Source organism: Nonomuraea sp. NPDC004186, from assembly GCF_053603495.1.
Window position 1 is genome coordinate 40,187 of record NZ_JBSGFQ010000068.1, and the last position, 22,983, is coordinate 63,169.

The 22,983-nt window shown below is 70.2% G+C and carries 19 protein-coding genes, 6 tRNA genes and 1 riboswitch; of the genes, 14 read left to right on the forward strand and 11 right to left on the reverse strand.

Features of this window, described 5'->3' with window-relative positions:
* The first annotated feature begins 20 nt into the window (after positions 1-20).
* Positions 21-509, forward strand: coding sequence for a SigE family RNA polymerase sigma factor (locus ACWEPL_RS41200; protein ID WP_452439400.1), 489 nt, complete (start codon positions 21-23; stop codon positions 507-509).
* Positions 506-1,234 (forward strand): hypothetical protein, encoded by a 729-nt coding sequence (locus ACWEPL_RS41205; protein ID WP_452439401.1) that lies wholly within the window; start codon positions 506-508, stop codon positions 1,232-1,234. The genes ACWEPL_RS41200 and ACWEPL_RS41205 overlap by 4 nt, the downstream gene beginning before the upstream one ends.
* A gap of 367 nt (positions 1,235-1,601) precedes the next feature.
* Here the strand turns inward: ACWEPL_RS41205 and ACWEPL_RS41210 are convergent.
* The 6 genes from ACWEPL_RS41210 to ACWEPL_RS41235 all read right to left on the reverse strand — a co-directional run bounded on the left by ACWEPL_RS41210 (position 1,602) and on the right by ACWEPL_RS41235 (position 4,969).
* Positions 1,602-1,676 (reverse strand) — tRNA-Val (locus ACWEPL_RS41210).
* 20 nt (positions 1,677-1,696) lie between these two features.
* Positions 1,697-1,768 (reverse strand) — tRNA-Gly (locus tag ACWEPL_RS41215).
* Positions 1,769-1,817: 49 nt separating this feature from the next.
* Positions 1,818-1,888, reverse strand: a tRNA-Cys gene (locus tag ACWEPL_RS41220).
* A 16-nt stretch (positions 1,889-1,904) separates the two neighbouring features.
* A tRNA-Gly gene (locus ACWEPL_RS41225) sits at positions 1,905-1,976 on the reverse strand.
* Positions 1,977-2,067: 91 nt separating this feature from the next.
* Positions 2,068-4,296 carry an N-acetylmuramoyl-L-alanine amidase gene (locus tag ACWEPL_RS41230; RefSeq protein WP_452439402.1) on the reverse strand — a complete coding sequence of 743 codons (2,229 nt, stop codon included), beginning with the start codon at positions 4,294-4,296 and terminating at the stop codon, positions 2,068-2,070.
* Between the two features lie 64 nt (positions 4,297-4,360).
* Positions 4,361-4,969 (reverse strand): TetR/AcrR family transcriptional regulator, encoded by a 609-nt coding sequence (locus ACWEPL_RS41235; RefSeq protein WP_452439403.1) that lies wholly within the window; start codon positions 4,967-4,969, stop codon positions 4,361-4,363.
* A 56-nt stretch (positions 4,970-5,025) separates the two neighbouring features.
* Here ACWEPL_RS41235 and ACWEPL_RS41240 point away from each other — a divergent pair, with 56 nt between their 5' ends.
* The 12 genes from ACWEPL_RS41240 (at position 5,026) to ACWEPL_RS41295 (ending at position 17,079) form a co-directional block, all read left to right on the forward strand.
* Complete coding sequence (locus tag ACWEPL_RS41240) at positions 5,026-5,850, forward strand: ATP-binding cassette domain-containing protein (RefSeq protein ID WP_452439404.1); 825 nt, start codon at positions 5,026-5,028, stop codon at positions 5,848-5,850.
* Entirely contained in the window at positions 5,840-6,586 is a 747-nt protein-coding gene (locus ACWEPL_RS41245) for an ABC transporter permease (RefSeq protein ID WP_452439405.1), read from the forward strand. Before ACWEPL_RS41240 ends, ACWEPL_RS41245 begins: the two co-directional genes overlap by 11 nt.
* Positions 6,587-6,666: 80 nt before the next feature.
* Positions 6,667-6,942: a hypothetical protein gene (locus ACWEPL_RS41250; protein ID WP_394491059.1), complete on the forward strand. Its 276-nt coding sequence runs from the start codon at positions 6,667-6,669 to the stop codon at positions 6,940-6,942.
* Between the two features lie 13 nt (positions 6,943-6,955).
* Entirely contained in the window at positions 6,956-8,776 is a 1,821-nt protein-coding gene (gene glmS, locus ACWEPL_RS41255; RefSeq protein WP_350722052.1) for a glutamine--fructose-6-phosphate transaminase (isomerizing), read from the forward strand.
* Positions 8,777-8,834: 58 nt separating this feature from the next.
* Complete coding sequence (locus ACWEPL_RS41260) at positions 8,835-9,605, forward strand: SAM-dependent methyltransferase (protein ID WP_363965197.1); 771 nt, start codon at positions 8,835-8,837, stop codon at positions 9,603-9,605.
* Between the two features lie 76 nt (positions 9,606-9,681).
* Positions 9,682-10,629, forward strand: a complete 948-nt coding sequence (locus ACWEPL_RS41265) for a tripartite tricarboxylate transporter substrate-binding protein (protein ID WP_452439406.1) — start codon at positions 9,682-9,684, stop codon at positions 10,627-10,629.
* 4 nt (positions 10,630-10,633) lie between these two features.
* Positions 10,634-10,828: riboswitch (cobalamin riboswitch) on the forward strand.
* Between the two features lie 125 nt (positions 10,829-10,953).
* The gene (locus ACWEPL_RS41270) at positions 10,954-13,146 is read left to right on the forward strand and encodes a ribonucleoside-diphosphate reductase subunit alpha (RefSeq protein WP_452439407.1); all 2,193 of its coding nucleotides are present in this window, start codon (positions 10,954-10,956) and stop codon (positions 13,144-13,146) included.
* A gap of 10 nt (positions 13,147-13,156) precedes the next feature.
* Entirely contained in the window at positions 13,157-14,152 is a 996-nt protein-coding gene (locus tag ACWEPL_RS41275; protein WP_363965193.1) for a ribonucleotide-diphosphate reductase subunit beta, read from the forward strand.
* Positions 14,153-14,208: 56 nt separating this feature from the next.
* Entirely contained in the window at positions 14,209-15,225 is a 1,017-nt protein-coding gene (locus ACWEPL_RS41280) for a mechanosensitive ion channel family protein (protein ID WP_363965191.1), read from the forward strand.
* Between the two features lie 169 nt (positions 15,226-15,394).
* Positions 15,395-15,470, forward strand: a tRNA-Pro gene (locus ACWEPL_RS41285).
* 116 nt (positions 15,471-15,586) lie between these two features.
* A tRNA-Leu gene (locus tag ACWEPL_RS41290) sits at positions 15,587-15,660 on the forward strand.
* Positions 15,661-15,819: 159 nt separating this feature from the next.
* Positions 15,820-17,079, forward strand: a complete 1,260-nt coding sequence (locus ACWEPL_RS41295) for a hypothetical protein (protein ID WP_452439408.1) — start codon at positions 15,820-15,822, stop codon at positions 17,077-17,079.
* A gap of 386 nt (positions 17,080-17,465) precedes the next feature.
* On the opposite strand, the gene ACWEPL_RS41300 is transcribed toward ACWEPL_RS41295, so the two are convergent.
* The 5 genes from ACWEPL_RS41300 to ACWEPL_RS41320 form a co-directional block, all read right to left on the reverse strand.
* Complete coding sequence (locus ACWEPL_RS41300) at positions 17,466-18,791, reverse strand: hypothetical protein (protein WP_452439409.1); 1,326 nt, start codon at positions 18,789-18,791, stop codon at positions 17,466-17,468.
* A gap of 280 nt (positions 18,792-19,071) precedes the next feature.
* The gene (locus ACWEPL_RS41305) at positions 19,072-19,269 is read right to left on the reverse strand and encodes a hypothetical protein (RefSeq protein WP_452439410.1); all 198 of its coding nucleotides are present in this window, start codon (positions 19,267-19,269) and stop codon (positions 19,072-19,074) included.
* Positions 19,270-19,343: 74 nt separating this feature from the next.
* Complete coding sequence (locus tag ACWEPL_RS41310) at positions 19,344-20,828, reverse strand: hydrogenase large subunit (protein WP_452439411.1); 1,485 nt, start codon at positions 20,826-20,828, stop codon at positions 19,344-19,346.
* Positions 20,825-22,324, reverse strand: coding sequence for a proton-conducting transporter transmembrane domain-containing protein (locus tag ACWEPL_RS41315; RefSeq protein ID WP_452439412.1), 1,500 nt, complete (start codon positions 22,322-22,324; stop codon positions 20,825-20,827). The genes ACWEPL_RS41310 and ACWEPL_RS41315 overlap by 4 nt, the downstream gene beginning before the upstream one ends.
* A complete protein-coding gene (locus ACWEPL_RS41320) occupies positions 22,324-22,983 on the reverse strand; it encodes a hypothetical protein (protein ID WP_363965179.1) in 660 nt (219 codons plus the stop codon). Before ACWEPL_RS41320 ends, ACWEPL_RS41315 begins: the two co-directional genes overlap by 1 nt.

Genomic DNA, 22,983 nt, shown 5'->3' on the forward strand with positions numbered 1-22,983 from the left:
CCGGCGAGTAGTGATCGGTGATGGAAGGATTCGCTGAGTATGTGACAGCCCGGTCGGGGCGGCTGCGACGTACCGCCTATGTGCTCACGGGTGACTGGGGCACGGCCGAGGACCTGGTGCAGACGACGCTGGCCAGGGCCTGGCAGGTGTGGCGGCGCATCGAGGGCGATCCCGACCCGTACGTCTATCGCATCTTGACCAACACGCACGCCTCCTGGTGGCGCAGACGATGGCGCGGCGAAGTGCCCACGGAGTCGCTTCCCGACACGACCGCCCGCGGCGACTTCGCCGGCGAGCTCGGCGAGAAGGACGCGCTCTGGACGGCGATCAGGGGGTTGTCGGACCGGCAGCGCGCGGTCATCGTCCTGCACTACTTCGAGGACCTGACACTGCCGCAGTGCGCCGACGTGCTCGGCTGCTCGCTGGGCACGGTCAAGACGCAGCTGGGGCGGGCGCTGGCGCGGCTGCGGGTGCAACCGGCGATCGAGCTGATGGAGGTGGAGCAATGAACCATACCGAAGACGACCTGCGCGAGCTGCTCGCCGAGCGCACGGCGTACGGACCGGGAGGGGACGTGGACGTGGCCGAGATCGTATGGAGGGGCAGGCGCGGCAGGCTTGCCCGGTGGGGCGCGGGCGCGGCACTGGCGGGGGCCGCAGCGACCGTGGTGATCTGGACGCTGCCCGGGACGGCGACGACCCCTGCCGCTCCGGTCACCTCGTCGAGCGTGGATTCCGCGGCACCGTCGCGCGCGCCCGATCTGCCGGCCAGTATCGATGGCCTGACCAGGATCGGGGCTGTGCTCACCTCGATGTCCGCGACCGGAATGGACATCAAGGTCAAGCCGGCCAGCCATGCCACCACTGTGGTCGTCACCTGCGCGGACCCGCAGTCGTGGGTGGTCACGGCCGTCGAGGGCGGCCGCGCGGGGCAGGTCAGCCGGTGCCAGGGCGGCATGGCTCGGCACGCCTACGACCGGGGTTCGCTCCCGTCCACATGGTCGGCCGGGCGCCAGTCCATCCGCGTGTGGGTCTTCCCTCCCACCGAACTCATCGGACAGGCGTCACTGGACGGCTGCGCCGTGGCCGACAAGCGGAAGGGAACCTGCGACGGCAGGTACGTGGCTCAGGAGCTGGTCAGGTACGACGTCGCCCTGGAATTGGCCGCCGACCTGGGCGCCAAGCCCGGAACCTGGGCCGCGGGAGTCTATGACGGGAGCTCATCTTCAGGGTGAGGGCGGCAGGCGGCTGAGCCGGGCCGGCGCGGACGTGGCCCAGGCTCGGCCCAATGACTGACCACCAACCGCCCCGGGCAGAGCGGGCCTCCAACAGCGCCGGGCGCATCTGTCCGCCACACGCGTTGGCCGCCGGCCCGCGACGGGACGGCCTCTCCTTGCCATGCGGCAGACGGCCGGACCGCTGGAGGCGACCGCGGTCTCCTGCCGGTCCGCCATCGCGCACCCGGGCCATGTTGCGAACCCCCAGCCCTGCCGAGGCCGGTCGACCCGGGCGTGATTTGATCGACTCGCAGGATCGAAGTCAGCGCGTACCCGGAGCAGTAAGAAACCCCGGATGCTGATCGCACCCGGGGCTTTCTCATGATGGTGGACGATACTGGGATTGAACCAGTGACCTCTTCCGTGTCAGGGAAGCGCTCTCCCGCTGAGCTAATCGTCCATATTGAGTTAGAAACTCAGAGCGGAAGACGGGATTCGAACCCGCGACCCTCACCTTGGCAAGGTGATGCTCTACCACTGAGCCACTTCCGCGTGGTGCTGCCTTTACTTTAGCGGATCCCGAGGGGTCCGCCGGTCGCCGAGGTGGAGACGGGATTTGAACCCGTGTAGACGGCTTTGCAGGCCGCTGCCTCGCCTCTCGGCCACTCCACCCTGGAGTCTTGCTCCGAGCGGAAGACGGGATTCGAACCCGCGACCCTCACCTTGGCAAGGTGATGCTCTACCACTGAGCCACTTCCGCGTTAACCCCTGGCGACGTGCGCCGGGCTACGGGAAAACCATATCGTCTTCCCGGAGTGCCCGTGCGCACTGAGTGGCCCGCGGGGCGAAATTCAGCGGATCAGGCGCACGTCCTTGGCCATGACGAACATCACCCGGTGACCGAGCTGGATCTGGTAGTAGCGGGTTTGTCCGGTCGTGGTGACGTGTTTGGCCGGGCTGAAGGCGCCCGCGGCGTAGTAGGAGCCGGTGATCGTGTCGCCCACCGTGTACGTCTGGCCGGGGCCGATCTTGTACTGGAGCGGGGCCAGCGGCTGGTACGACGCCAGCTTGTAGGCGGACTGCTCGGGGAACGCGCGGCCGTACACCCTGGTCCTCGGCCTGAGAGGAGTCACCAGCGGGCCCCTGGCGGGGACGGCGGTGGGGTCGGAGGGCGGGTTGTGGAACCAGGCCTTCTGGCCGAGGTACCAGATGGCCGTCCAGTCGTCCTGCCGGTCCGCCACCGCGAAGCGCTGGCCGGTGGAGGCGCGGGCGCTGTGGTCGTACACGCTGTACGTGCTGGGCTTGCCCGGATGTTTGCCCTGGTCGTTGACCAGAGGGGACGACTCGCGCGGCTCCTGGTGCAGCCAGACCGTGGCGGCGCCGTGCTCCGGGCACGCCTTGTCCGGCTTGACGGCGACGCAGCCGGTGAAGCGGGGCCGGTTGGTGTCGTACGAGGGCCGGATCATGATGGAGTTACCGCTCTGCACCCCCTTGAGCGGCTTGCCCAGCAGGTCGAAGTAGTGGGACCAGTCCCAGTACGGTCCGGGGTCCTCGTGCATGCCCGCGACCATCTTCGGGGTGGTGCCGGGGACGTTGTCGTGGCCGAGGATGTGGGCCCGGTTGAGCGGGATGCGGTACTTGCCGGCCAGGTATCTGACCAGCTTGGCCGACGAACGGTACATCGCCTCCGTGTACCAGGTGCCCTTGGCCAGGTAGCCCTCGTGCTCGATCCCTATCGAACGGGTGTTGACGTCCCAGTTGCCCGCGTGCCAGGCGATGTCGTTGGTCGCCACGTGCTGGGCGACATGTCCGTCACGGGAGCGGATCGTGTAGTGCCAGCTCACGTACCTCGGGTTGCGGATCAAGGACGGGATGCCCTGGTAGGAGCCCTCCGTGTCGTGAATGACGATGTAGTCGACGGAACGGGACCGGCTCAGGCGGTCGTGGTTGCCGTAGTCCCGGTTCTTCTTCCTGCCGAAGCGCTCGTAGGCGGCGGGTATCCATTCGCAGGAGAGCGAGCTGGGGCACTCCACCTGCCTGCCGCTTCCGGTCTTCTCCACATTTCCGGGCTCCGTCCAGTTCCCGTCCGGGTCGGTCTGATCGTCCGTCCCGGCTTCCTCCCCGAAGAAGGTGTCGTACTGGTCGTCGTACGGGGGCGGTGGGTCGTTGTCGGTCTGCTCGTTGACCACGGGCGGGGCGGCGGCGGAGTCCTTGGCGGTTGCGGGGTCCTTGGCGGTGGCGGCGACGGGGTGGGGGAGGTTGGGCACGGGTTCGAGGCGTACCAGGTGGCCGTCGTCGGTACGCCGCCGCGCCCCCTCCCGCATCACCGAGAACACCTCGTCGGCGAACTCACGTGCCGCGGCCGCGTCCTCCGCGCCCGAGTAGCGGGCGACGGCCGCGTACCAGTCGGCCGGGTTGCCGCTCGGGCGGTCCTGGTACGAGGCCAGGAGGGCGGCGCCGCCCCTGATGTTGGCGGCCGGATCGGTGCGCAGCCGGGCGGGGTCCGCGCCGATGAGGCGCCCGGCCTCGGGCAGCGTGGCGGGCAGCGGCGCCGCGCTCGGCGCCGAGGCGGGAGGGGCTTCGGCGAACGTACGGGGCAGCGGGCGGGCGTCGTCCCCCCGGGCGTCGCCCAGCGCGTCACCGATCGGCCACGCGTGCCCACCCCCGGCCGATGGGGCGACGGCGCTCAAAGGGCTGAGCGTGTCGGCGGGGAACGCGTCCACCAGGTGCATCGGCCCGTAGCCGCCCGCCGTGCTCGGCGACCCGCCGTTCGCGTCCCAGCGGGACTCCAGGTACGAGACGCCGAGCAGCACGCTCTCCGGCACCCCGAACTCCCGGGCGGCCGCGGCGAACTCGGCCTGCCGCCCGGAAGGGTTTGCGGGAGGGAGGGCGCCGGTCCGGCGGCCGGGCGCGCCCCAAGCGAAGAGGCCGGGTGGGCCCGTGAGGGCAGGGGCGGTCCGGTGGCCGGAGCTCGCGAGGGCGAGGCCGGGCGGTCGCGCTGGGGCAGAGCCGGATGCGGGCATGTCCGCGGGCGCGGTGAACGTGCCGGCGGTCAGGGCGGCGGCGAGCCAGAGGCGCATGACATCTCCCCCAGGAAGGTCACGATACGACTACTCACCGTAACCTTTCCCAGAAAGGGATGGGTCAGACGGGTCGGATGATACGCATGAGATCCGCCAGATCGGCTGCGAACTCGGCATCCCAGTCATCAGGCGTCAGATGCCCGGCCAAACGGCGGTGGGCGGGCGCGTCGGCACCGCGGCTGAGCCTGATCTCCCGGGAGGCGTCGGAGAAGCGCCCGCTCACCTCGGAGAGCGCGAACCCCATCACGAACGTGCTCACCAGCCGCTCGATCCGGGGGACGTCGGCCTCCGGCACGCCCGCGTCGAGCAGCGCCTGGTAGAGCTGGTCGACCACCTGGACCCCGTCGGGCGTCGCCGAGGTGCGCAGCAGCAGGAGCGGGAAGATCGACGGGTGCTCGCGGGCCAGTCGCCGGGTGGCCCAGGCGACCGCGCCCAGGCGCTCCTGCCAGGTCTGCCCGGGATCGCCGGGCGCGAGCCGGTCGAGCAGGCGGCCGACGAGGCCGTCGAGCAGCTCATCCTTGTTCCGGAAATATCCGTACAAGGCCATGGGTGTTACCCCGACCCGCTCGGCGACGGCCCGCATGGACAGGGCTTCGAGGCCGCGCTCGTCGGCGATGGCGAGGGCCGCGTCGAGGATTTCCGGCTGCCGGGAGGTCTTGAGCTTCCGCACCGCGCCAGTCTACAGTGTAGAGCAGTCTACGTCGTAGACTGAGGGAAGGAGGACGCATGGGCGGGCTGGTGGAGGCGGCCGGGCTGGTCAAGCGGTACGGCGACGTCGCCGCGCTGGACGGCTTCGACCTGCGGGTGGAGCCGGGCGAGATCGTCGGGCTGGTCGGCCACAACGGCGCGGGCAAGACGACGTTCTTCGAGATCGCCGCCGGGCTGACACGCCCGGACGCCGGGCGTGTCGTGGTGCGGGGCGAGGTGGGGATGGCGCCCCAGCAGCTCGCCCTCTACCCCGGCGTCACCGTACGGGAGACGTTGCGGCTGTTCGGCGGGCTGGCCGGGCTGCGGCGGCGCGCCCTGGCCGGGGCCGTCGAAGCCGTGGCGGAGGAGCTGGCGCTGACCGCGGTGCTCGACCGGCGGGTGAGCGTGCTCTCCGGCGGCCAGCAGCGCCGCGCGCAGGCGGCCACCGCCCTCCTGCCGGACCCGGACGTGCTCCTGCTCGACGAGCCCACGGCGGGCGCCGACCCCGAGACCCGCAGCGCCCTCCTGGCGGCGGTGCGCCGCAGGGCGGACGGCGGCGCGGCGGTCGTCTACTGCACGCACTACCTCCCCGAGCTCACCGAGCTGAAGGCCACGATCGCCGTCGCGCGGAGCGGGCGGGTGATCGCCAGGGGTACGGGCGCCGAGCTGCTCAAGGGGCTGCCGGGCGAGGTCCGCGTCACCCTGGACGACGACGAGATCACGGTCGCGACCACCGACCCCACCGCCACCCTGGCCGACCTGCTGCGCGACCTCGACCGCCCGGTGCGCGGCATCGACATCCGCCAGCCGTCGCTCGACGACCTCTACAAGGATCTTCGCAAGGAGCCCGCAGATGCCGCGTGAGACGTTGCACCGCATCGCCGTCCTGACCGCGCACAACGTGCTCCTGCGCCGGCGCGACCCGGCTCACCTGGTCAGCTACCTGGTCATGCCCATGGTCCTCATGCTCGTCTTCAAGTCGATGCTGCGCGAGCCCGCCCAGGTCGTGACGGGACTGCTGGTCATGTTCTCGGTGCTGTCGATGGCCGACGTGGCCACGGCCGGCCTCGCCGAACGCACCTGGCACACCTGGGACCGCCTCAAGGCCACCAGGGCCCGCGTCCCGGAGATCATGATCGGCAAGGCCCTGCCGGTGTTCGCCGTGCTGGTCCTCCAGCAGGTCGTGCTGCTCGCGTACGGGATGATCGCGGTAGGGCTGCGGCCGGCCGGGACGGCGTGGCCGCCGGCCCTGGGCCTGGCCGTGGCGGCGTGGTGCTTCGCGCTGCTCGGCGTCGGCACGGCCCTGGCCGGGGTGGTGCGCAGCCAGGGGGAGCTGAGCACGCTCTGCAACATCGCCGCGCTGTCGGTCAGCGCGCTGGGCGGTGCGCTGGTGCCGTACGCGATGATGCCCGCCTGGGCGCAGGCCATCGCGCCGATCTCGCCCGGATACTGGGCGACCACCATGCTCCAGGCCGCCGTCAGGGGTGACGTCGCGGGCACGGTCCGTCCCGCGGCCGTCCTCGTCGGGCTCGGTCTCGTCGCCGGCGCCTTCGCCTGGTGGCGCTTCGGCAAGGGCTGGGGCCGCGGCAGCCTGCTCTAGACAGGCGTTCGAGTTAATTCCTGCCCGATTTCGGGCAGGATGTTGAAGTGTCTCGTTCCAGATGCGTAATGTCCTCGTCTGTGTCCCCGGCACGACATCCCTACGAAGACCTCATCGTCCACCTCACCGAGACGAGCCCGCTGGGCCCGGGTGAGGCGGCGAAGGTGATCGCCGACGTGCTGTCGTACTTCTCCGAGTCCGTCGAGGAGTACGTCCGCCGCCGGCACGCCGAGCTGAAAACGGTCGGCCACACCAACGACGAGATCTTCCCCAGGATCGCCGCCGAATTACGCGGTCGGCGGGTCGCGGCACCGGAGCTGTCCCTGCGGCAGCTGCGCAGGATCGTCTACGGATGAAGAGGAGACCTCGATGTGCGGAATCGTGGCCTATGTCGGCCCACGGGACGCGGCGCCCATCCTGCTGGAGGGCCTGCAGCGTCTGGAGTACCGGGGGTACGACTCGGCCGGGGTCGTGGTGTCCAACCGGGGGCTCAAGCTACGCAAGGTCAAGGGTCGTGTGGCGGACCTGGCCAAGGTCGTGCCGGCCAGGTTCAAGGGCACCCTGGGCATCGGGCACACCCGCTGGGCCACGCACGGCGTGCCGAGTGACGAGAACGCCCATCCCCACCTTTCCTCCGACGAGCGCATCGCGGTCGTGCACAACGGCATCATCGAGAACGCCGGCGAGCTGCGCGCGAAGCTGGAGGCCGACGGCGTGGTGTTCGCCTCCGAGACGGACACCGAGGTGCTCGCGCACCTGATCGCGCGCGCCGCCGACGAGAACGACTCCCTGGAGGAGGCGGTCAGGAAGACGCTCAAGAGCATCGTCGGCACGTACGGCATCGCGGTCATCGACCGCGAACGCCCCGGCGAGGTGGTCGTGGCGCGCAACGGCAGCCCGATCGTGCTGGGCATCGGCGAGAAGGAGATGTTCGCCGCGTCCGACGTGGCCGCGCTCGTCCGCTACACGCGTCAGGTCGTGCACCTGGAGGACGGCGAGCTGGCCGTGCTCAAGGCCGACGGCTTCCACACCTTCGCCAGCGACGCCCGCGAGACCGCCAAGGAGCCGCTGACCGTCGACTGGGACGCCGGCCACTACGACACCGGCGGCTACGAGCACTACCTGCTCAAGGAGATCTCCGAGCAGCCCGAGACGATCACCCGTACGATGAGCGGCCGGCTCGACGAGCGCTTCCACGTGGCCCACCTGGGCGGGCTCAACATGGACGCCCGCGAGACGCGGGGCTTCCGCCGGGTGAAGATCATCGGCTGCGGGTCCGCGTACTACTCGGGACAGATCGGGGCGCAGCTCATCGAGGAGCTGGCCCGCATCCCGTCCGACGCCGAGCCCGCCAGCGAGTTCCGCTACCGCAACCCGGTCGTCGACCCCGACACGCTCTACGTCGCCATCAGCCAGTCGGGCGAGACGTACGACACGCTCGCCGCCGTGCAGGAGCTCAAGCGCAAGGGCGGCCGCGTCATCGGCATCGTCAACGCGGTCGGCAGCGCCATCGCCCGCGAGGTGGACGGCGGCATCTACCTGCACGCGGGTCCCGAGGTCTCGGTGGCCTCGACCAAGGCGTTCACCTCGACGTCGCTGGCGTTCGCGCTGCTCGCGCTGCACCTGGGCCGGGTGCGCGACCTGTCGCCCGCCGACGGGCGGCGCATCGTCGACGGCCTGCGCAGGCTGCCGGGGCAGATCGAGGAGATCCTCACCCAGAGCGACAAGATCGCCGAGCTGGCGCAGAAGTACGCCAAGCACCCGAGCATGATGTTCGTGGGCCGCGTGCGCGGCTACCCGGTGGCCAGGGAGGGCGCGCAGAAGCTCAAGGAGATCTCGTACGTGCACGCCGAGGCGTACCCGGCCAGCGAGCTCAAGCACGGGCCGCTCGCGCTGATCGGCCCCGACATGCCGACGGTCGCCATCGTCCCCGACGACGAGCTGCTCGACAAGAACCTCACCACGCTGGGCGAGATCCGCGCGCGCGGCGGGCAGGTGCTCATGGTCGGTCACCGCGAGCCCGACGTCAAGCTGGCCGACGACGTGATCGTGATCCCCAAGAACGAGATCGAGCTGGACCCGATCCTGCTCACGATCCCGCTTCAGCTGCTCGCGTACTATGCCGCGGTGGCGCTCGGCCGGGATGTGGACAAGCCTCGCAATCTCGCCAAGAGCGTCACGGTTGAATAAACAGGCTAATTTGGCCTCAAACCTCGTTATCTTGCTGCGGACGACATAAATTCGATACGTGCGGCAGTTCGACGCTGAGAGGCCCAATCTCGCACGCATGTACGATTACATGCTCGGCGGGAAGGACAACTTCGCGGTCGACCGCCAGGCCATCGAGCAGCTCGCCGAGCTGATCCCGGAGGCGGTCCCGCTGGCCCGCGCAAACCGGGCCTTCCTCCAGCGTGCCGTGCGCTACGTGGCCGCCGCCGGGGTACGGCAGTTCCTCGACCTCGGCAGCGGGCTGCCGACCCAGGGCAGCGCGCACGAGGTGGCGCCCGAGGCCCGGGTCGTCTACGTCGATCGCGATCCGGTCGTCGCAGCACACGCCACGGCCCTGCTCGGACACTCGGGCAGGGCCGCGCTCGTCGAGGCGGACCTCCTGGATCCCGACGCGGTGCTGGCGGGAGCGGGCGGGTTCCTGGACCTGCGCCGGCCGGTCGGGGTGCTGCTCGTGTCGATCCTGCACTTCCTGCCGGATTCGGCGCGGCCGCAGCAGGCTCTGGCGACCCTGCGCGAGCGGCTGGCGCCGGGCAGCTACCTGGTGATCACCCACGCCACCTCGATGGGCCGTCTGGAGGACGGGCAGCGCTACCGGGGCGCCTCCTCGGACGATCCGAGCGGCGGCACCGACCGCACGCCCGCCGAGATCCGCGCCTTCTTCGGCGACTTCCCGCTGGAGCCGCCGGGCCTGGTGCAGGCCGTCGACTGGCGTCCCGACCGGCCCAAGCTGGTGGGGGACTGGTCGCTGCCGTCGTCCCTGATGGCCGGGGTCGGCAAAAAGCCACTATGAGAGATATGTGTATCTCTGCGTATTGTGTCGATAACTTAGAGTGAGCGATGACTCGCGATGCTCGGGGGAGAGGCACATGCGCCGTCGGCGGTTCTTCGCATGGGGGCTGGGCCTGGCCGCGTGCGCGGCCGGCTGCGGGACGGAGCGCTTCGCCGGGACTGCGGCGGGCCTGCGCGCCCGATACTCGATCGGCCCTCAGGGGCGCCGCTGGGAGCGCGTCGGGCAGGCGTTCGCCGGCGCGGCCCGGACGGCCGGATACGAGACCGGCGCGGGCACCAGGATCATGGTGAGCGGGCTGCCCGCGCTGGCCGCCGCCGAGCTGAACAACGGCCAGACCCTCCTCGACACCGCGACCCCCCTGTCCAGGCTCACCGGCGAGGTCGAGGTCGTGGTCGTGCCCGTCCACTCGCCGTTCGGGGACTTCGAGGCGTTCGGCGCCCACCTGCTCGCCAGTCCGGGCCAGACGCAGCTGGCGGGCGGGCCCCAGGGGGAGCCCGACCACCTGCTGTTCGGCCTGATCGCCAGGGGGCTCGGCGCCGACACCCGCCAGCTCGAGTACACCGGCTACCCCAGCAGCCAGGAGGCCGTCACCGCGTTGCTGTCCGGCAAGGCCGCGGCGGCCGCGGGCCCGCTGGCCGACTGGCGCGCGAGCATCAAGGCCGGCCAGGTCAAGGCGCTCGCGGTGTCCTCGGCCAGGCAGGTGCCCGGCCTCGACGCGCCGACGCTGCTGGAGTCCGGCGTACGGGTCGACTTCGTGGACTGGGCGGCGGCCTTCGGGCCCGAGCGCATGACGGATGAGAGCCGCGAATCGGCCATCCGCATGTGCGAGGACGTGACCGGATCGGCCGACTGGGAGGCGGCCTGCCGGTCCGCGGGCTGGATCTCGATCCCGCTCAGCGGCGCCGACTTCAAGCAGTGGCTGGGCTCCGAGGTCGAGCGCACCCGCGCCGTCCTGCGGGATCTCGGTCTGCTCGGCACCACCAAGGCCACAACATGCTGGGGTAGTTGCGGGAACGGCCACTAGATGTAGGATCCTGCTCGTCGCTGGTTCGCCTCTCCGGAGGCGGAGCAAAAGGGAACCCGGTGTGATTCCGGGGCTGCCCCGCAGCGGTGAGCGGGAACGACCGCCGTCAGGTGCACTGGAGCGATCTGGGAAGCGACGGCCAGTAGGAGCGATGCGCGCGCCCGCGAGCCCGAAGACCTGCCAGCGGTGTGCCCGGGCCGCCCGCCCGGCACGAAGTGACCATGGCCTCGCGGGAGGGCCGGGGAGCGAAACGGCCGGGGGATGATCCGTGCCGCCGTGCTCTCGCGCGCCCTCACGGGGGACGAGCTCGCGAGGAGAGAGCACGTGACGCAGATCATCGAGGTCGATCGCCGCCTGGCCATCGAGGAGGCCGCCGCCCGGGTCATCACCGACCCGGCCAACTCCCGGGTCGCCGCCCGGCTCCTGGCCGAGGAGATCGCCGACGAGGCCGCCGCGCACGGGGTGCGGACGTTCTCCGAGTCCATCGCCGCCACCCACGCGGCCGGGCTGATCCAGGACGGGCTGGCGGAGTTCGTCGCCGCGCACGCCGCCGAGCTGGACGCGCTGGTCTCCGTGGCGGCGGACGACCGGTTCGAGTATTTCGGGTTGCGCACCGTCTATGACCGCTACCTGCTGCGCCACCCCGAGACGCGGGCGGTGCTGGAGCGCCCGCAGCACTTCTTCCTCCGCGTGGCCTGCGGCCTGTCGGAGTCGGTGGCGGAGGCCGCCGAGCTCTACGCGCTCATGTCCACGCTGTCGTACCTGCCCAGCTCGCCCACGCTGTTCAACTCGGGCGCGCGCCGCCCGCAGCTGTCGTCGTGCTTCCTGCTCGACTCGCCGCGCGACGAGCTGGAGGCGATCTACGACCGGTACGGGCAGGTGGCGCGGCTGTCGAAGTACGCCGGAGGCATCGGCATCGCCTGGACCCGGGTGCGCTCGCGCGGCTCCCTGATCCGGGGCACCAACGGCCACTCCAACGGCATCGTCCCGTGGCTGCGCACGCTCGACTCGTCCGTCGCGGCCGTCAACCAGGGCGGGCGGCGCAAGGGCGCGGCCTGCGTCTACCTGGAGACCTGGCACGCCGACATCGAGGAGTTCCTGGAGCTGCGCGACAACACCGGCGAGGACGCCCGCCGCACCCACAACCTGAACCTGGCGAACTGGGTGCCCGACGAGTTCATGCGCCGGGTGGAGGCGGACGAGGTCTGGTCGCTGTTCGACCCGAAGGAGGTGCCCGACCTCACCGACCTGTACGGTGACGCGTTCACGCGGGCGTACCGCGCGTACGAGGCCGCCGGGCGACATGTCCGGCAGATCCCGGCCAGGACCCTGTACGGCCGGATGATGCGCACGCTCGCCCAGACCGGGAACGGCTGGATGACCTTCAAGGACGCCGCCAACCGCACCTCCAACCAGACCGGCCGCCCCGGGAACGTCATCCACCTGTCGAACCTGTGCACCGAGATCCTGGAGGTCACCAGCGACGCCGAGACCGCAGTCTGCAACCTCGGCTCGATCAACCTGGCCGCCCACCTCCTGACCGGTGACCTGGCCGGTGACCTGGCCGGTGACCTGGACTGGGACCGGCTGCGCGGCACCGTGCGAACGGCCGTGCGCTTCCTGGACCGGACCATCGACCTGGGCTTCTACCCGACGCCCGAGGCCGAGGCGGCGAACAAGCGCTGGCGGCCCATCGGGCTCGGCGTCATGGGCCTGGCCGACGTGTTCTTCACGCTGCGGCTGCCGTTCGACTCGCCCGAGGCGCTGGAGCTGTCCACCAGGATCGCCGAGGAGATCGCGCTGGCCGCGTACGACACCTCGGCCGACCTGGCGGCCGAGCGCGGCCGGCACCCGTCGTACGCCGAGACGCGGGCGGCCGGGGGAGTGCTGCACCCGGACCACTACGTCACGAGCACGCGGCGCTGGGACGCCGTGCGGGAGAAGGTCGCCCGCACCGGCCTGCGCAACTCGCTCATGATCGCCGTCGCGCCCACCGCCACGATCGCCTCCATCGCCGGCTGCTACGAGTGCATCGAGCCGCAGGTGTCCAACGTGTTCAAGCGCGAGACGCTGTCGGGAGAGTTCCTCCAGGTCAACCGGTATCTGGTGGCCGATCTGCAGGCGCGCGGGCTGTGGACGCAGCAGCTGCGGGACGACCTCAAGCGGGCCGACGGCTCGGTCCAGACGGTCCCCGGCATCCCCGACGACCTCAAGGTGCTCTACCGCACCGCCTGGGAGCTGCCGCAGAAGGCGCTGATCGACCTGGCCGCCGCGCGCCAGCCGTACATCGACCAGTCCCAGTCCCTGAACCTCTTCATGGCCAGCCCGACCATCGGCAAGCTCTCGTCGATGTACGCCTACGCCTGGAAGCGGGGCCTGAAGACCACGTACTACCTGCGCTCCCGGCCCGCCACCCGCATCGCCCAGACCACCGTCCAGGCGGTCCCCGCAGAGGCCGCCGCGGAGGCGATCGCCTGCTCCCTGGAGAACCCCGAGACCTGCGAAGCCTGCCAGTAAGGAGACTGTTGTGCTGCTCGACCCAGGTATGGACCTCACGCTGCGGCCCATGCGCTACCCGGACTTCTACGAGCGCTACCGCGCGGCCATCCGCAACACGTGGACCGTCGAGGAGGTGGACCTTCACACCGACCTCGCCGACCTGGCCAGGATGACGCCGCAGGAGCGGCACCTGATCAACCGGCTGGTCGCGTTCTTCGCCACCGGCGACTCCATCGTGGCCAACAACCTCGTGCTCAACCTCTACCAGCACGTCAACGCCCCTGAGGCGCGCCTCTATCTCAGCAGGCAGCTGTTCGAGGAGGCCGTGCACGTCCAGTTCTATCTGACGCTGCTGGACACGTACCTGCCGGATCCCGCCGAAAGGGTGAAGGCCTTCGCCGCGATCGACCACATCCCCTCGATTCGCGACAAGGCGGAATTCTGCTTCAAGTGGATCGACTCGATCAACGAGCTGCAGCGCCTGGAGACGCGGGACGACCGCCGGCGTTTCCTGCTCAACCTCATCTGCTTCGCCGCCTGCATCGAGGGCCTGTTCTTCTACGGGGCCTTCGCGTACGTCTACTGGTTCCGCTCCCGGGGCCTGCTCGGCGGCCTGGCCACCGGGACGAACTGGGTCTTCCGCGACGAGTCCATGCACATGGAGTTCGCCTTCAGCGTGGTGGAGACCGTGCGGGCCGAGGAGCCCGACCTTTTCGACGATGAGCTGGGCAAACAGGTTACCCTCATGGTGGAGGAGGCCGTGGCCGCCGAGCTGGCCTTCGCCGAGGACCTCTGCGGGGACGGCATGCCCGGCATGGGGGTCGCACAGATGCGCCAATACCTGGAATACGTCGCCGACCAGCGGCTGGCCAGGCTGGGCCTGCCCACGAGGTACGGCTCGGCCAACCCCTTCGCGTTCATGGAGCTGCAGGACGTGCAGGAGCTGGCCAATTTCTTCGAACGGCGTGTCTCTGCGTATCAAGTGGCAGTTGAGGGCAATGTGACCTTTGACGAGACTTTCTAGACATTGGGGGCATAGGCGTGCAGTCTCCAGCAGGCTGGCCGATTCTCGTAATCTCGGTGATCGGCTCGATCCTCCTGGTTGAGCTGGTCCGGAGGGTGCTGAACAGGGCCGGACGCAAATGGGCGTTCCCCCGGCACCTGGTGGAGCACTGCACGTGGTCCGCCTTCACCGTGGCGGTCGTGGCGGCCTTCAACCTGGCGTTCGCGCCGGGGATGTTCGGCGCGAGCGCGGACGCTAAGGCCGTCGCGGCCACCGTCAACCGGGTGCTCGGCCTGGCCACCATCGCCGCCGTCACCTGGCTGATCGTGCAGGCCACGTACGCGCTGACGGACGTGGTGCTCGACCGGCTGGTGCTGGTCGAAGGGGAGCGCAACCGCCGGGCGCGGCGGATCATGACGCAGATCGGGCTGGTCCGCCGCATCGCCGCCGCGGTCATCGTCGTGATCGCGATCGGCGCGATGCTCTTCTCGTTCCCGCAGGTCCGCGCGCTCGGCGCGGGCATCCTGGCCTCGGCGGGCATCGCCGGCGCCATCGTCGGCATCGCCGCCCAGCCCACCATCGGCAACGCCCTCGCCGGCCTCCAGCTGGCCTTCAGCGACGCGCTCCGGCTCGACGACGTGGTCGTCGTGGAGAACGAATGGGGCCGGATCGAGGAGCTGACCCTCACCTACGTCGTCGTGCGCCTGTGGGACGAGCGCCGCCTGGTCCTGCCGGTGTCGTACTTCACCCAGAACCCGTTCGAGAACTGGACCCGGCACGGCAGCCGCGTCCTCGCCGTCGTGTTCCTGCGCGTGGACTGGTCGGTGCCGGTGCCCAAACTCCGGGAGGCGCTGTACGAGTTCCTGCAGGGCAACCCGCTGTGGGACCAGAAGGACTGGACGCTCCAGGTCACCGACGTGCTGCCGAACGGCCTGGTGGAACTGCGCGCCCTGATGAGCGCCGCGGACTCGCCGTCCTCGTGGGACCTCAAGTGCGACGTACGCGAGTTCCTGGTCAACCACGTCAGGGACAACTACCCCGAGTCCCTGCCCCACTTCCGCGTGGAGACCCCGGAATCGCGCGCGCAGAAATAAATATGTGGCACCGCCGCCGATCATTCCTTTACCGTGGACATTGTCCAGCCGCACGAAAGAAAGGCAGCGAAGTGAGCTACCCCCGACTGTGGCAAGGGCTTTCCGGATAACCGAGCCGATTATCGGAAAGCCGTCTCGGAGTGCACCGGGGCGGCTTATTTGTTGACGACCGAGTGTGGGGCAGTTTGGTCAGCCCGCCTGCCTTGGGAGCAGGAGCACCGCAGGTTCGAATCCTGCCACTCGGACAGCGGCCCTGAAAGAAGAGGGCTGCGGGCCACGGCCTGACCGGCGGGATTGGCGCCCCCCGGCCGGACCCGGCCCCCGCCCCGGGCCGGCCCACGCCAGCCAAGCCCGGGGCCCAGCCGCTCTGGCCCAACTGGCAGAGGCGCCGTCTTCAGGAGGCGGAGGTTCAGGGTTCGAATCCCTGGAGCGGCACAGGTGACCTTTCGTGTCGTCTGCCGGGCCGCTGCTCCATGGAGGGGCGTGAGGATCCGCCTGTCTCCCCGCCGGAACGTGATTCCATCAGCGCCCACGGCTGCGTCGAAGGCGCCGAACCATGGCGTGCCGGGTTGCGTCGAACCACATGTGGGTCATGTGAGAAGCCGCGCACTCGCCCTTGCCATGGCCGTGGGGGCGGCGCTGCTCCTGGCCACTTACGGTGGTCAGGTGCCGGCCGCGCCGCCGTTCGACACGCCGTATGCCGCGGCTGCCACGATCGAGGACATCGCCGAGCGCCTGCGCCGCCACGTCGATGACAGGCACCTGCTCGACGGGCAGCGAGTCGCGACGTCGCCCGCCGTGCCTCTGATGCTGGCGTGCCAGGAGGAGAGCGGTCTGAGGCCGCCGATGGGCGTGCCCGCCTACAGTGCGGAGTTGAGGGTGGCCGAGTTGCCGAGGTCGCTGACATTGAGGCTCTGGGTCGTCCCGCCGGAGCGGTCGCGGCCGCTGGCGGATCTCGCGGGCCGCGCGGCGCGGCGGTGCGCGGACGAGAACGACAGCACCGTCACGCTGCCCTTCGACCGCGAGGGCTGGCGTGGGACGCAGCTCATGAACACGGCCGCGCGGAGTCCGGACATGGGGGACGTGTCGACCGAGGCCTACATCGTGGCCGCCCGCGGCCAGTTCCTGACCGAGGCGTCGTGGTGGTGGCCCATCGAGCAGGGCGAGACCGAGGACTCGCACTGGGTGGGTCAGGGTGTCGCGGCGTCCGTGTCCGCGCTGACCGCCGTCGGAGGCCGCTGGGATGGCCCCATGCCCGTTCCGTCCCCGCGGCCGGGCCTGGGAGCGCTGGCCGCGGCCCTGCCACGGCCCTCGGCGTACGGGCCGGACGTCGCGCCCTGGACCGGCGAGGATGATCGGTCCGATCTGACATGCACGTACGACCTGTTCTACAAGAACCTGCCTGCTGCGGTTCCCGTGGCCGGCAGGGTCCTGACGGGACGGGTCACCGTGCGCGAGGAGGTCCTCGTCATGCCTGACGCGGCGGGAGCGGAGAGGGCGCGGCGGCTGCTGGTGACGCCGGAGGACGAGTTCAAGAACGACGTCACTGGCAAGGACGTCATCGCGCCCTGCGGGTACGAGGGTGAGGCCGAGCCGGTGCGGATCCCGTTCAAAGTGGAGCCCTTCGGACGGGGCGGTTGGATGGGTGAGATGGAGAGCCTCGCCGTGCGGCGTCCGGATTTGCCTCGTGAGCCGACGTACCAGGACTCGGTGGCGCACGTCGCGCTGATCGTCCGGCGCGGGGCCACCGTTGTGCGCCTGCTCTGGCAGGGTCCGGCGGGAGCCGACCTGGCCAGTGCCTTGCGCGAGGGCCGCGCCGCCCTCATCCGCACACTCGACGGCCTGCCCGGCTAGAACAGCTCGCTTGGGTGTGTGCGCCAGGCAGACGCGGACGCCTCGACGAACAGCCCGCTGTCCCTAGGAAATCTACGTTGTAAAGGAAGTCGGGAGAGGTCCATCACGCTCTGCTCGGCCCGCAGGACCCAGCCGCGGCTGCCGCGCGGGGCGGCGATCAGCCCGTCGACGAGCACGAAGCACCGGGGCCGGGCTCTACGCTGAGGCGGCCACGGACACCTTGTGGTGGCGCGCTTCGGGCGCCACGCACCACCACCGTTCCGCTGCACAGATGACTCATAGGAAACAAATCCGCTCCGCCGGCCCAAGGCTGCGTTCCCGCAGGATCGACCGAACTGATCACCGAGATGCGCGCGGGCAACTCCTGGAAGGCGGCGGAGGATCGGCTATTTGATCCACACCTGGTAGTCGCGAGCCGAGTCGAAGCGCAGCGTCGGAGTGAATGTCGACTTGCCACCGACCTTGCCGTAATGCACGCCGTAGGCAGTGCCGCCGTAGAACCACGGGCCTCCGGAGTCGCCTGGCTCGCTGACGTTCCGGTCCATCTGCACCATTCCCTCTATCCCGCCGACGTTGACGACGCTGTTGGCGACGCTGGCGCAGCTCCCGCCGGTCGTCTTTCCGAAGTGACAGATCCGTGTGCCCCGTCGTGGGCGGCCACCTCGTTCGGTTGCATACCGGGTCTTGTTCCAGTTGTGGTAGAACGTGCGAGTCGGGGTCTTGCTACCGGTCGTGTAGTAGGCCAGGTCTCCGTATCGGCCTTCGTGTTTCCAAACTCGTTTGATGGTGGTGCTGCCGCCTGCTTGGCTGTGATTGCTGTACGCCTGGGTCGCGCCACCGCTCCCGCGTGCGCAGTGGCCGGCAGTTCCTTGGCGCTTGGTGTTACTGGATTTGTACTTCAGGTTGAAACCGGCGGTGCACCCCGAATACAACCCGCCACCGCGAATGTATTTGTCCTCAGGGGCGGTCACCTCATCCATGAGCGATACCGCCAGGCCGACACCCGGGATCTGTGGCTGCGGAGGCGTGACCTGCTCGATGGCGGAAGCGTCTCTCGCGATCGAGGGCTGCAGCTGCACCCCGACGCCGATGGTCGCGGTCTCGATGTCGTACCAAGTGGCCACGCCGGCGACCTCGGGCTTGGCCGCTACCTGATCGCGCGCCGTCAGGCTCGCCTGTTCCAGGTCGGCCTCCGTGAATCCGCGTCCGCCCTGCAGTTTCACTTCCACCGGCAGTTTTCTGGCCAGCGCGACGGCCCCCTCGGGGACTTCGCCTTTGAACGCGAACCATGCGCTCTTGCCATCCTGGCTGCGGGCCGCGCCGGAGAACTCGGTCCCGTAGCTCGCCTCGATCTCGTCCGCGACGTCGTTGAACGCACCCTGCCAGCCGTGCGCTGCGACGGCCTCCTCGAAGCTGATCCCGTCCTGCGTGGCGATGAGCCGCAGGTCCTCCAGCTCACCCGCCGTCAAGTCGTCGACATTCACCTCCGGCGTATCCGCGGGCCCGTCGGGTTCGAGTTCGCTGGTAAGGCTCATGCGGGCACCAGAGAGATATGCGTCTAAGGCAGCCTCCAGGGGCACACCGCGCTGCGTCGCGTCGGCCTTGATCGCGTCCAGCGTGGGACGCGCGATCTGCGTCTGCTGATCGGCGGCGAGGACGATCACATCGGACTCGGGCTCGGGCTGCGCCGCCGCAGGAGTAGCGACCAGCAATCCCCCTATCAGGGCAGTAGGTGCCACGAAGATCAGGCCGCGGCGCCGGAGAGCACGAAACTTTCGGGACGTCTGACTCGCGCGAGACGCCCCTTCTGGAGGGGGATTCATGAGAGAACGATCATGGATGTTTGAGGGATAAGTCAATAGATGTGATATCTGATGCAACGCCTAATACATCTCGTATGGCGGCTCTTTTGGTTGTGCGCCAGATCGCGTGCCGGAAGGCCGGCGCGGGAGTGGTCGTCTTCGATGGCGGTCGGCCTGCCCCGCTCGTCGATCACCCAGATGTCCAGCTCGGTGTGGTCGCCTGCCAGGTCTCGTTCGGCTTGGTGGCCTCGCGCCGGTACCCCGACTCGAAGGACTTCCGATACTTCGTGGTGTCCTCCACGCCGAGGGTGACCAGCGCAGGGCCGAGGTCGGCGACGATGCCCCGCACCGTCCAGTGGCCCGGCACCGGCCGGCCGCGGCCGGCCACCGCTGCAGTGTCCGGTAGGAGACGCCGCCGCGTGCGCCGGTCCGGCAACCGACTGCCGGTCCTGCGGGCGGCGATCAGAGGTCGTTGCCGGCGTAGGAGAGGTTGAAGCTCTTGTTGACGAGGGGAAAGTCCGGCACGATCGCGCCGGACAGGGCGACGGGCAGGGCGGGCCAGTTGAAGAAGGACGGATCGACGATCTTCACGCGGGCCAGGGTGCCGTCGGCGGCCAATTGGACGCGGTGGGCGATGGTTCCGCGCCAGCCTTCGACGATGCCGACACCGTAGGAGACTCCGTCGGCGAGCGGGCCGCTCGTCTCGCAGGGGGACGTGCCGTCGGCCAGGCGGCTGATCAGGTCGATGGAGGCGGCGATCTCGTCGGCGCGGATCTGGAAGCGGGCCAGCACGTCCCCGCCGGCACGGGTTGCGGTGGGGACGGGGCAGAGGTCGGTGAAGGGGTGATCGCGGCGGGCGTCGAGGTCGACGCCGCTGGCCCGGGCGACGTAACCGAGGGTGCCGAGGTCGCGAGCGGCCTGTTCGGACAGGACAGCGGTGCCGGTGAAGCGGTCAGCCACGACGCTGTGTCCGAGGGCGAGCTCGACGATCTCGGCGACGTCGGCGCCGATGGCCGCGAGCCGGGCGGGGTCGGGCAGGGCGCGCAGCCGGGCGCCGCCGAGGGTGATGCCGCCGCGCAGCAGGCGGTGCCCGGTGACCTCGTCGTTGATGCGCAGCAGCTGTTCGCGGATGCGTCCGGCGTGGGCGTGCAGGATGGAGTGGGCGACGTCGTTGCACAGTGCGCCCAGGTCGGTGACGTGGTTGTAGAGGCGTTCCAGCTCCAGCAGCACGGCCCGGCCGTCCCGGGCCCGCGGCGGCACGTGGGTGCCGGTGGCCTCCTCGACGGCCAGGCAGTAGGCCAGGGTGTGGCCCACCGTGGTGTCGCCGCTGACGCGTTCGGCCAGGGCCAGGGCATCGGCGGGGCTACGGCGTTCGAAGAGTTTCTCGAGACCCTTGTGTACGAACCACAGTCGGGCCTTGAGCTTGAGGATGGTCTCGCCGACCACGGAGAAGCGGAAATGCCCCGGTTCGATGAGCCCGGCGTGCACGGGGCCGACCGGGATCTCGTACACGCCGGGTCCCTCGACGGTGACGAAGGGGTAGGGGCCTTCGGGGTCGCCGAAGGCGGGCGGGGGGCCGGCGTCGGCGCGCATCGGGTACCAGCCGCGCGGCCAGTGGTGGTGGCGCACCAGCCGACGCGGAAGCGGATGATCGACGGGCGTGATGCCGTACAGATCGTGCATCTCGCGTTCGAAGCGGCCGGCGGGGAAGGACAGGGCAGCGAGGCTGGGGACCGTGGGGTCGTTCAGGGGCAGGTGCAGGCGCAGTTCGGTGCGCCGGTCGGGGTTCGGCGCGACGAACAGGTAGACGACGCCGAAGCCGTGCTCCTGCTGCTGGGCCGACACCAGGGCGAGCCGGTGATCGTCGGCGAGCAGCTTGGCGGCGGCCGGGGCCAGCTCGGCGGCGGTGATGTCGGCGATGGTGCGGTGCGGCGTCGGGTCGGTCATGGGGTCGCTCCGGCGATGGTGGCGGCGCCGTGGAGCAGGTCGCCCAGCGGGCCCGTGGTGATGCCCAGGAGCGCGCAGGCGACCAGCGCCGCGATCACCGTGACGGTGGCGGTCCTGTGCAGGGCTGTGGCTGGTGCGGTGGGCTGCATGGTGGCGGGCGGTGTGACGGGCGGTAGGGCGGGGTCGGGCGTGCCGAGGAGCATGCGGCGCCCGTGTCGGCCGATGGCGGCGACGATCACCAGCATGAGCAGCAGCGCCAGGGCGATCGCCCAGCCGAGCCCCGCGGCGAACCCGGCCCGGACGATGCCGAGTTCGCTGGCGAACAGGCTGAACGGCGGCATGCCCAGCAGAGCCAGCAACCCGAGCCCGAAGGCGGCGGCGAGCAGCGGCGATCGTTGGGCGAGGCCGCGGGCCGCGTCGATGCGGCTGCTTCCGAGAGTTTGGTGGAGGTGGCCGGAGGACAGGAACAGCGCCGACTTGCCGAGCCCGTGGCCGAGGATGTGCAGCAGGACGGCGGCCAGCGCCAGCCGGGTGCCGATCGCGGCCCCGAGGGCGAGCAGTCCCATGTGCTCGATGCTGGAGTAGGCCAGCAGCCGCTTGTAATCGCGCTGGGCGAGCAGCAGCAGCGCGGCCACAGCCAGCGAGGCGAGGGCGGCGGCGACCAGCAGGACGCGCATGGTCGCAGGGCCGAGCGCCACGTCGGCGATGACCTTGACGCGCAGGATGGCGTAGAAGGCCACGGACAGCAGCACGCCGGACATCAGCGCCGACACCGGCGCCGGGGCCTGGCTGTGCGCGTCGGGCAGCCAGGCGTGCATCGGCGCCAGCCCGGCCTTGGCGCCGAAGCCCAGCACGAGCAGCACGGCGGCGATGCGCATCACGCCCGGGTCGAGGCCGGCGGCGTGGTGGGCCAGGGCCGCGCTGTCCAGCGCGTCGGACGGGGCAAGGCCGGCGTGCAGGGCGGCGTAGTGCACGATGACCAGGCCCAGGAAGGCCAGGACGATGCCCGCGGAGCAGATGACGACGTACTTCCAGGCGGCTTCGGTGGCCTGCTTGCTGTGGTGGAAGCCGACCAGGAAGGCGGTCAGGATGGTGGTCGCCTCGATGGCCACCCACATGACCCCGAGGTTGGAGGCCAGGACCGCGAGCGCCATCGCGGCGATGAAGGATTGGGTGAGTACGCCGAACCGGCGGGCGGCCCGGGCCTGCGTGTGTCCCGTGGCCGGTTCGGCGGCCAGGTAGGCAGGGCTGGCCAGCATCGCCAGCAGCGCCACGGCGCCGATGACGACCAGCATGAAGGAACTGAGCGCGTCCACGCGCAGCAGCCCCCGCACCGTCATGGCCCGCTCCGTTCCCGACAGGAGGATGGCGGAGGCGAGCAGGGCGCCGGCGGCCAGGGCGCCGAGCCAGGCGGTGACCTTGTTCCAGCCGAGGACGGCGTAGCCGCACGCCGCCAGCAGGGGCGCGAGGACCGGCGCCAGCACTGCGAATGTCATCAGTCGTGCAGCTCCCTGAGTTCGTCGAGGTCGGTGCCGCCGAACGCGGCCCTCATCCGGGTGGTGAGGACCTGCAGCACCAGGACGGCCAGCAGCACGTCCAGCGAGACGCCCAGCTCGACCACCAGGGGGACGCCGCTGGTGGTCAGGAAGGCGGTGGCGGTGACCGCGTTGTCGATCAGCAGGAAGCCCACCACCTGCGACAACGCCCGCCGTCGGGTGACCAGGACGAAGAAGCCGACCAGCAGCACGGTCAGCGCGACGGGCACGGCCTGGGTGGCGGGGCTGGGCGCCAGCCGTATGAGCGGCTGGGAGACCGCGTAGGCGAGCATCGCCAGCACGGCGGCGACCAGGAGTGAGGTGGTCACGTTGACCAGCGGCCGGCTCTCGCGCGCGTCGCCGCCGCCGGACAGGGCGCGCCGCATGAGGTGGGGCAGCAGCCCGGCGCGCAACGCTCCGACCCCCACGCCCACCGCGACCAGTTCGATCTCGCCCTGGTGCAGGCCGAGCACGACGATCAGGGCCGCCAGGGCGAGTCCTTGCAGGGCGAACAGCCCCACGATGGCCGACAGGGCGCTGCGCCACAGCACCAGCACCCCGGTCAGTAGGAACGCGCCGCACGCCAGGTCCAGCAGCAGCACGTACACCGCATCACTCAT

Excerpts from the sequence above, each read along its gene's own strand:
- ACWEPL_RS41320 (WP_363965179.1), bottom strand. The coding sequence starts at position 22,983 with ATGAGTGATGCGGTGTACGTGCTGCTGCTGGACCTGGCGTGCGGCGCG.
- ACWEPL_RS41200 (WP_452439400.1), top strand. The coding sequence starts at position 21 with ATGGAAGGATTCGCTGAGTATGTGACAGCCCGGTCGGGGCGGCTGCGA.
- ACWEPL_RS41230 (WP_452439402.1), bottom strand. The coding sequence starts at position 4,296 with ATGCGCCTCTGGCTCGCCGCCGCCCTGACCGCCGGCACGTTCACCGCG.
- ACWEPL_RS41245 (WP_452439405.1), top strand. The coding sequence starts at position 5,840 with ATGCCGCGTGAGACGTTGCACCGCATCGCCGTCCTGACCGCGCACAAC.
- glmS (WP_350722052.1), top strand. The coding sequence starts at position 6,956 with ATGTGCGGAATCGTGGCCTATGTCGGCCCACGGGACGCGGCGCCCATC.
- ACWEPL_RS41205 (WP_452439401.1), top strand. The coding sequence starts at position 506 with ATGAACCATACCGAAGACGACCTGCGCGAGCTGCTCGCCGAGCGCACG.
- ACWEPL_RS41265 (WP_452439406.1), top strand. The coding sequence starts at position 9,682 with ATGCGCCGTCGGCGGTTCTTCGCATGGGGGCTGGGCCTGGCCGCGTGC.
- ACWEPL_RS41315 (WP_452439412.1), bottom strand. The coding sequence starts at position 22,324 with ATGACATTCGCAGTGCTGGCGCCGGTCCTCGCGCCCCTGCTGGCGGCG.
- ACWEPL_RS41310 (WP_452439411.1), bottom strand. The coding sequence starts at position 20,828 with ATGACCGACCCGACGCCGCACCGCACCATCGCCGACATCACCGCCGCC.
- ACWEPL_RS41240 (WP_452439404.1), top strand. The coding sequence starts at position 5,026 with ATGGGCGGGCTGGTGGAGGCGGCCGGGCTGGTCAAGCGGTACGGCGAC.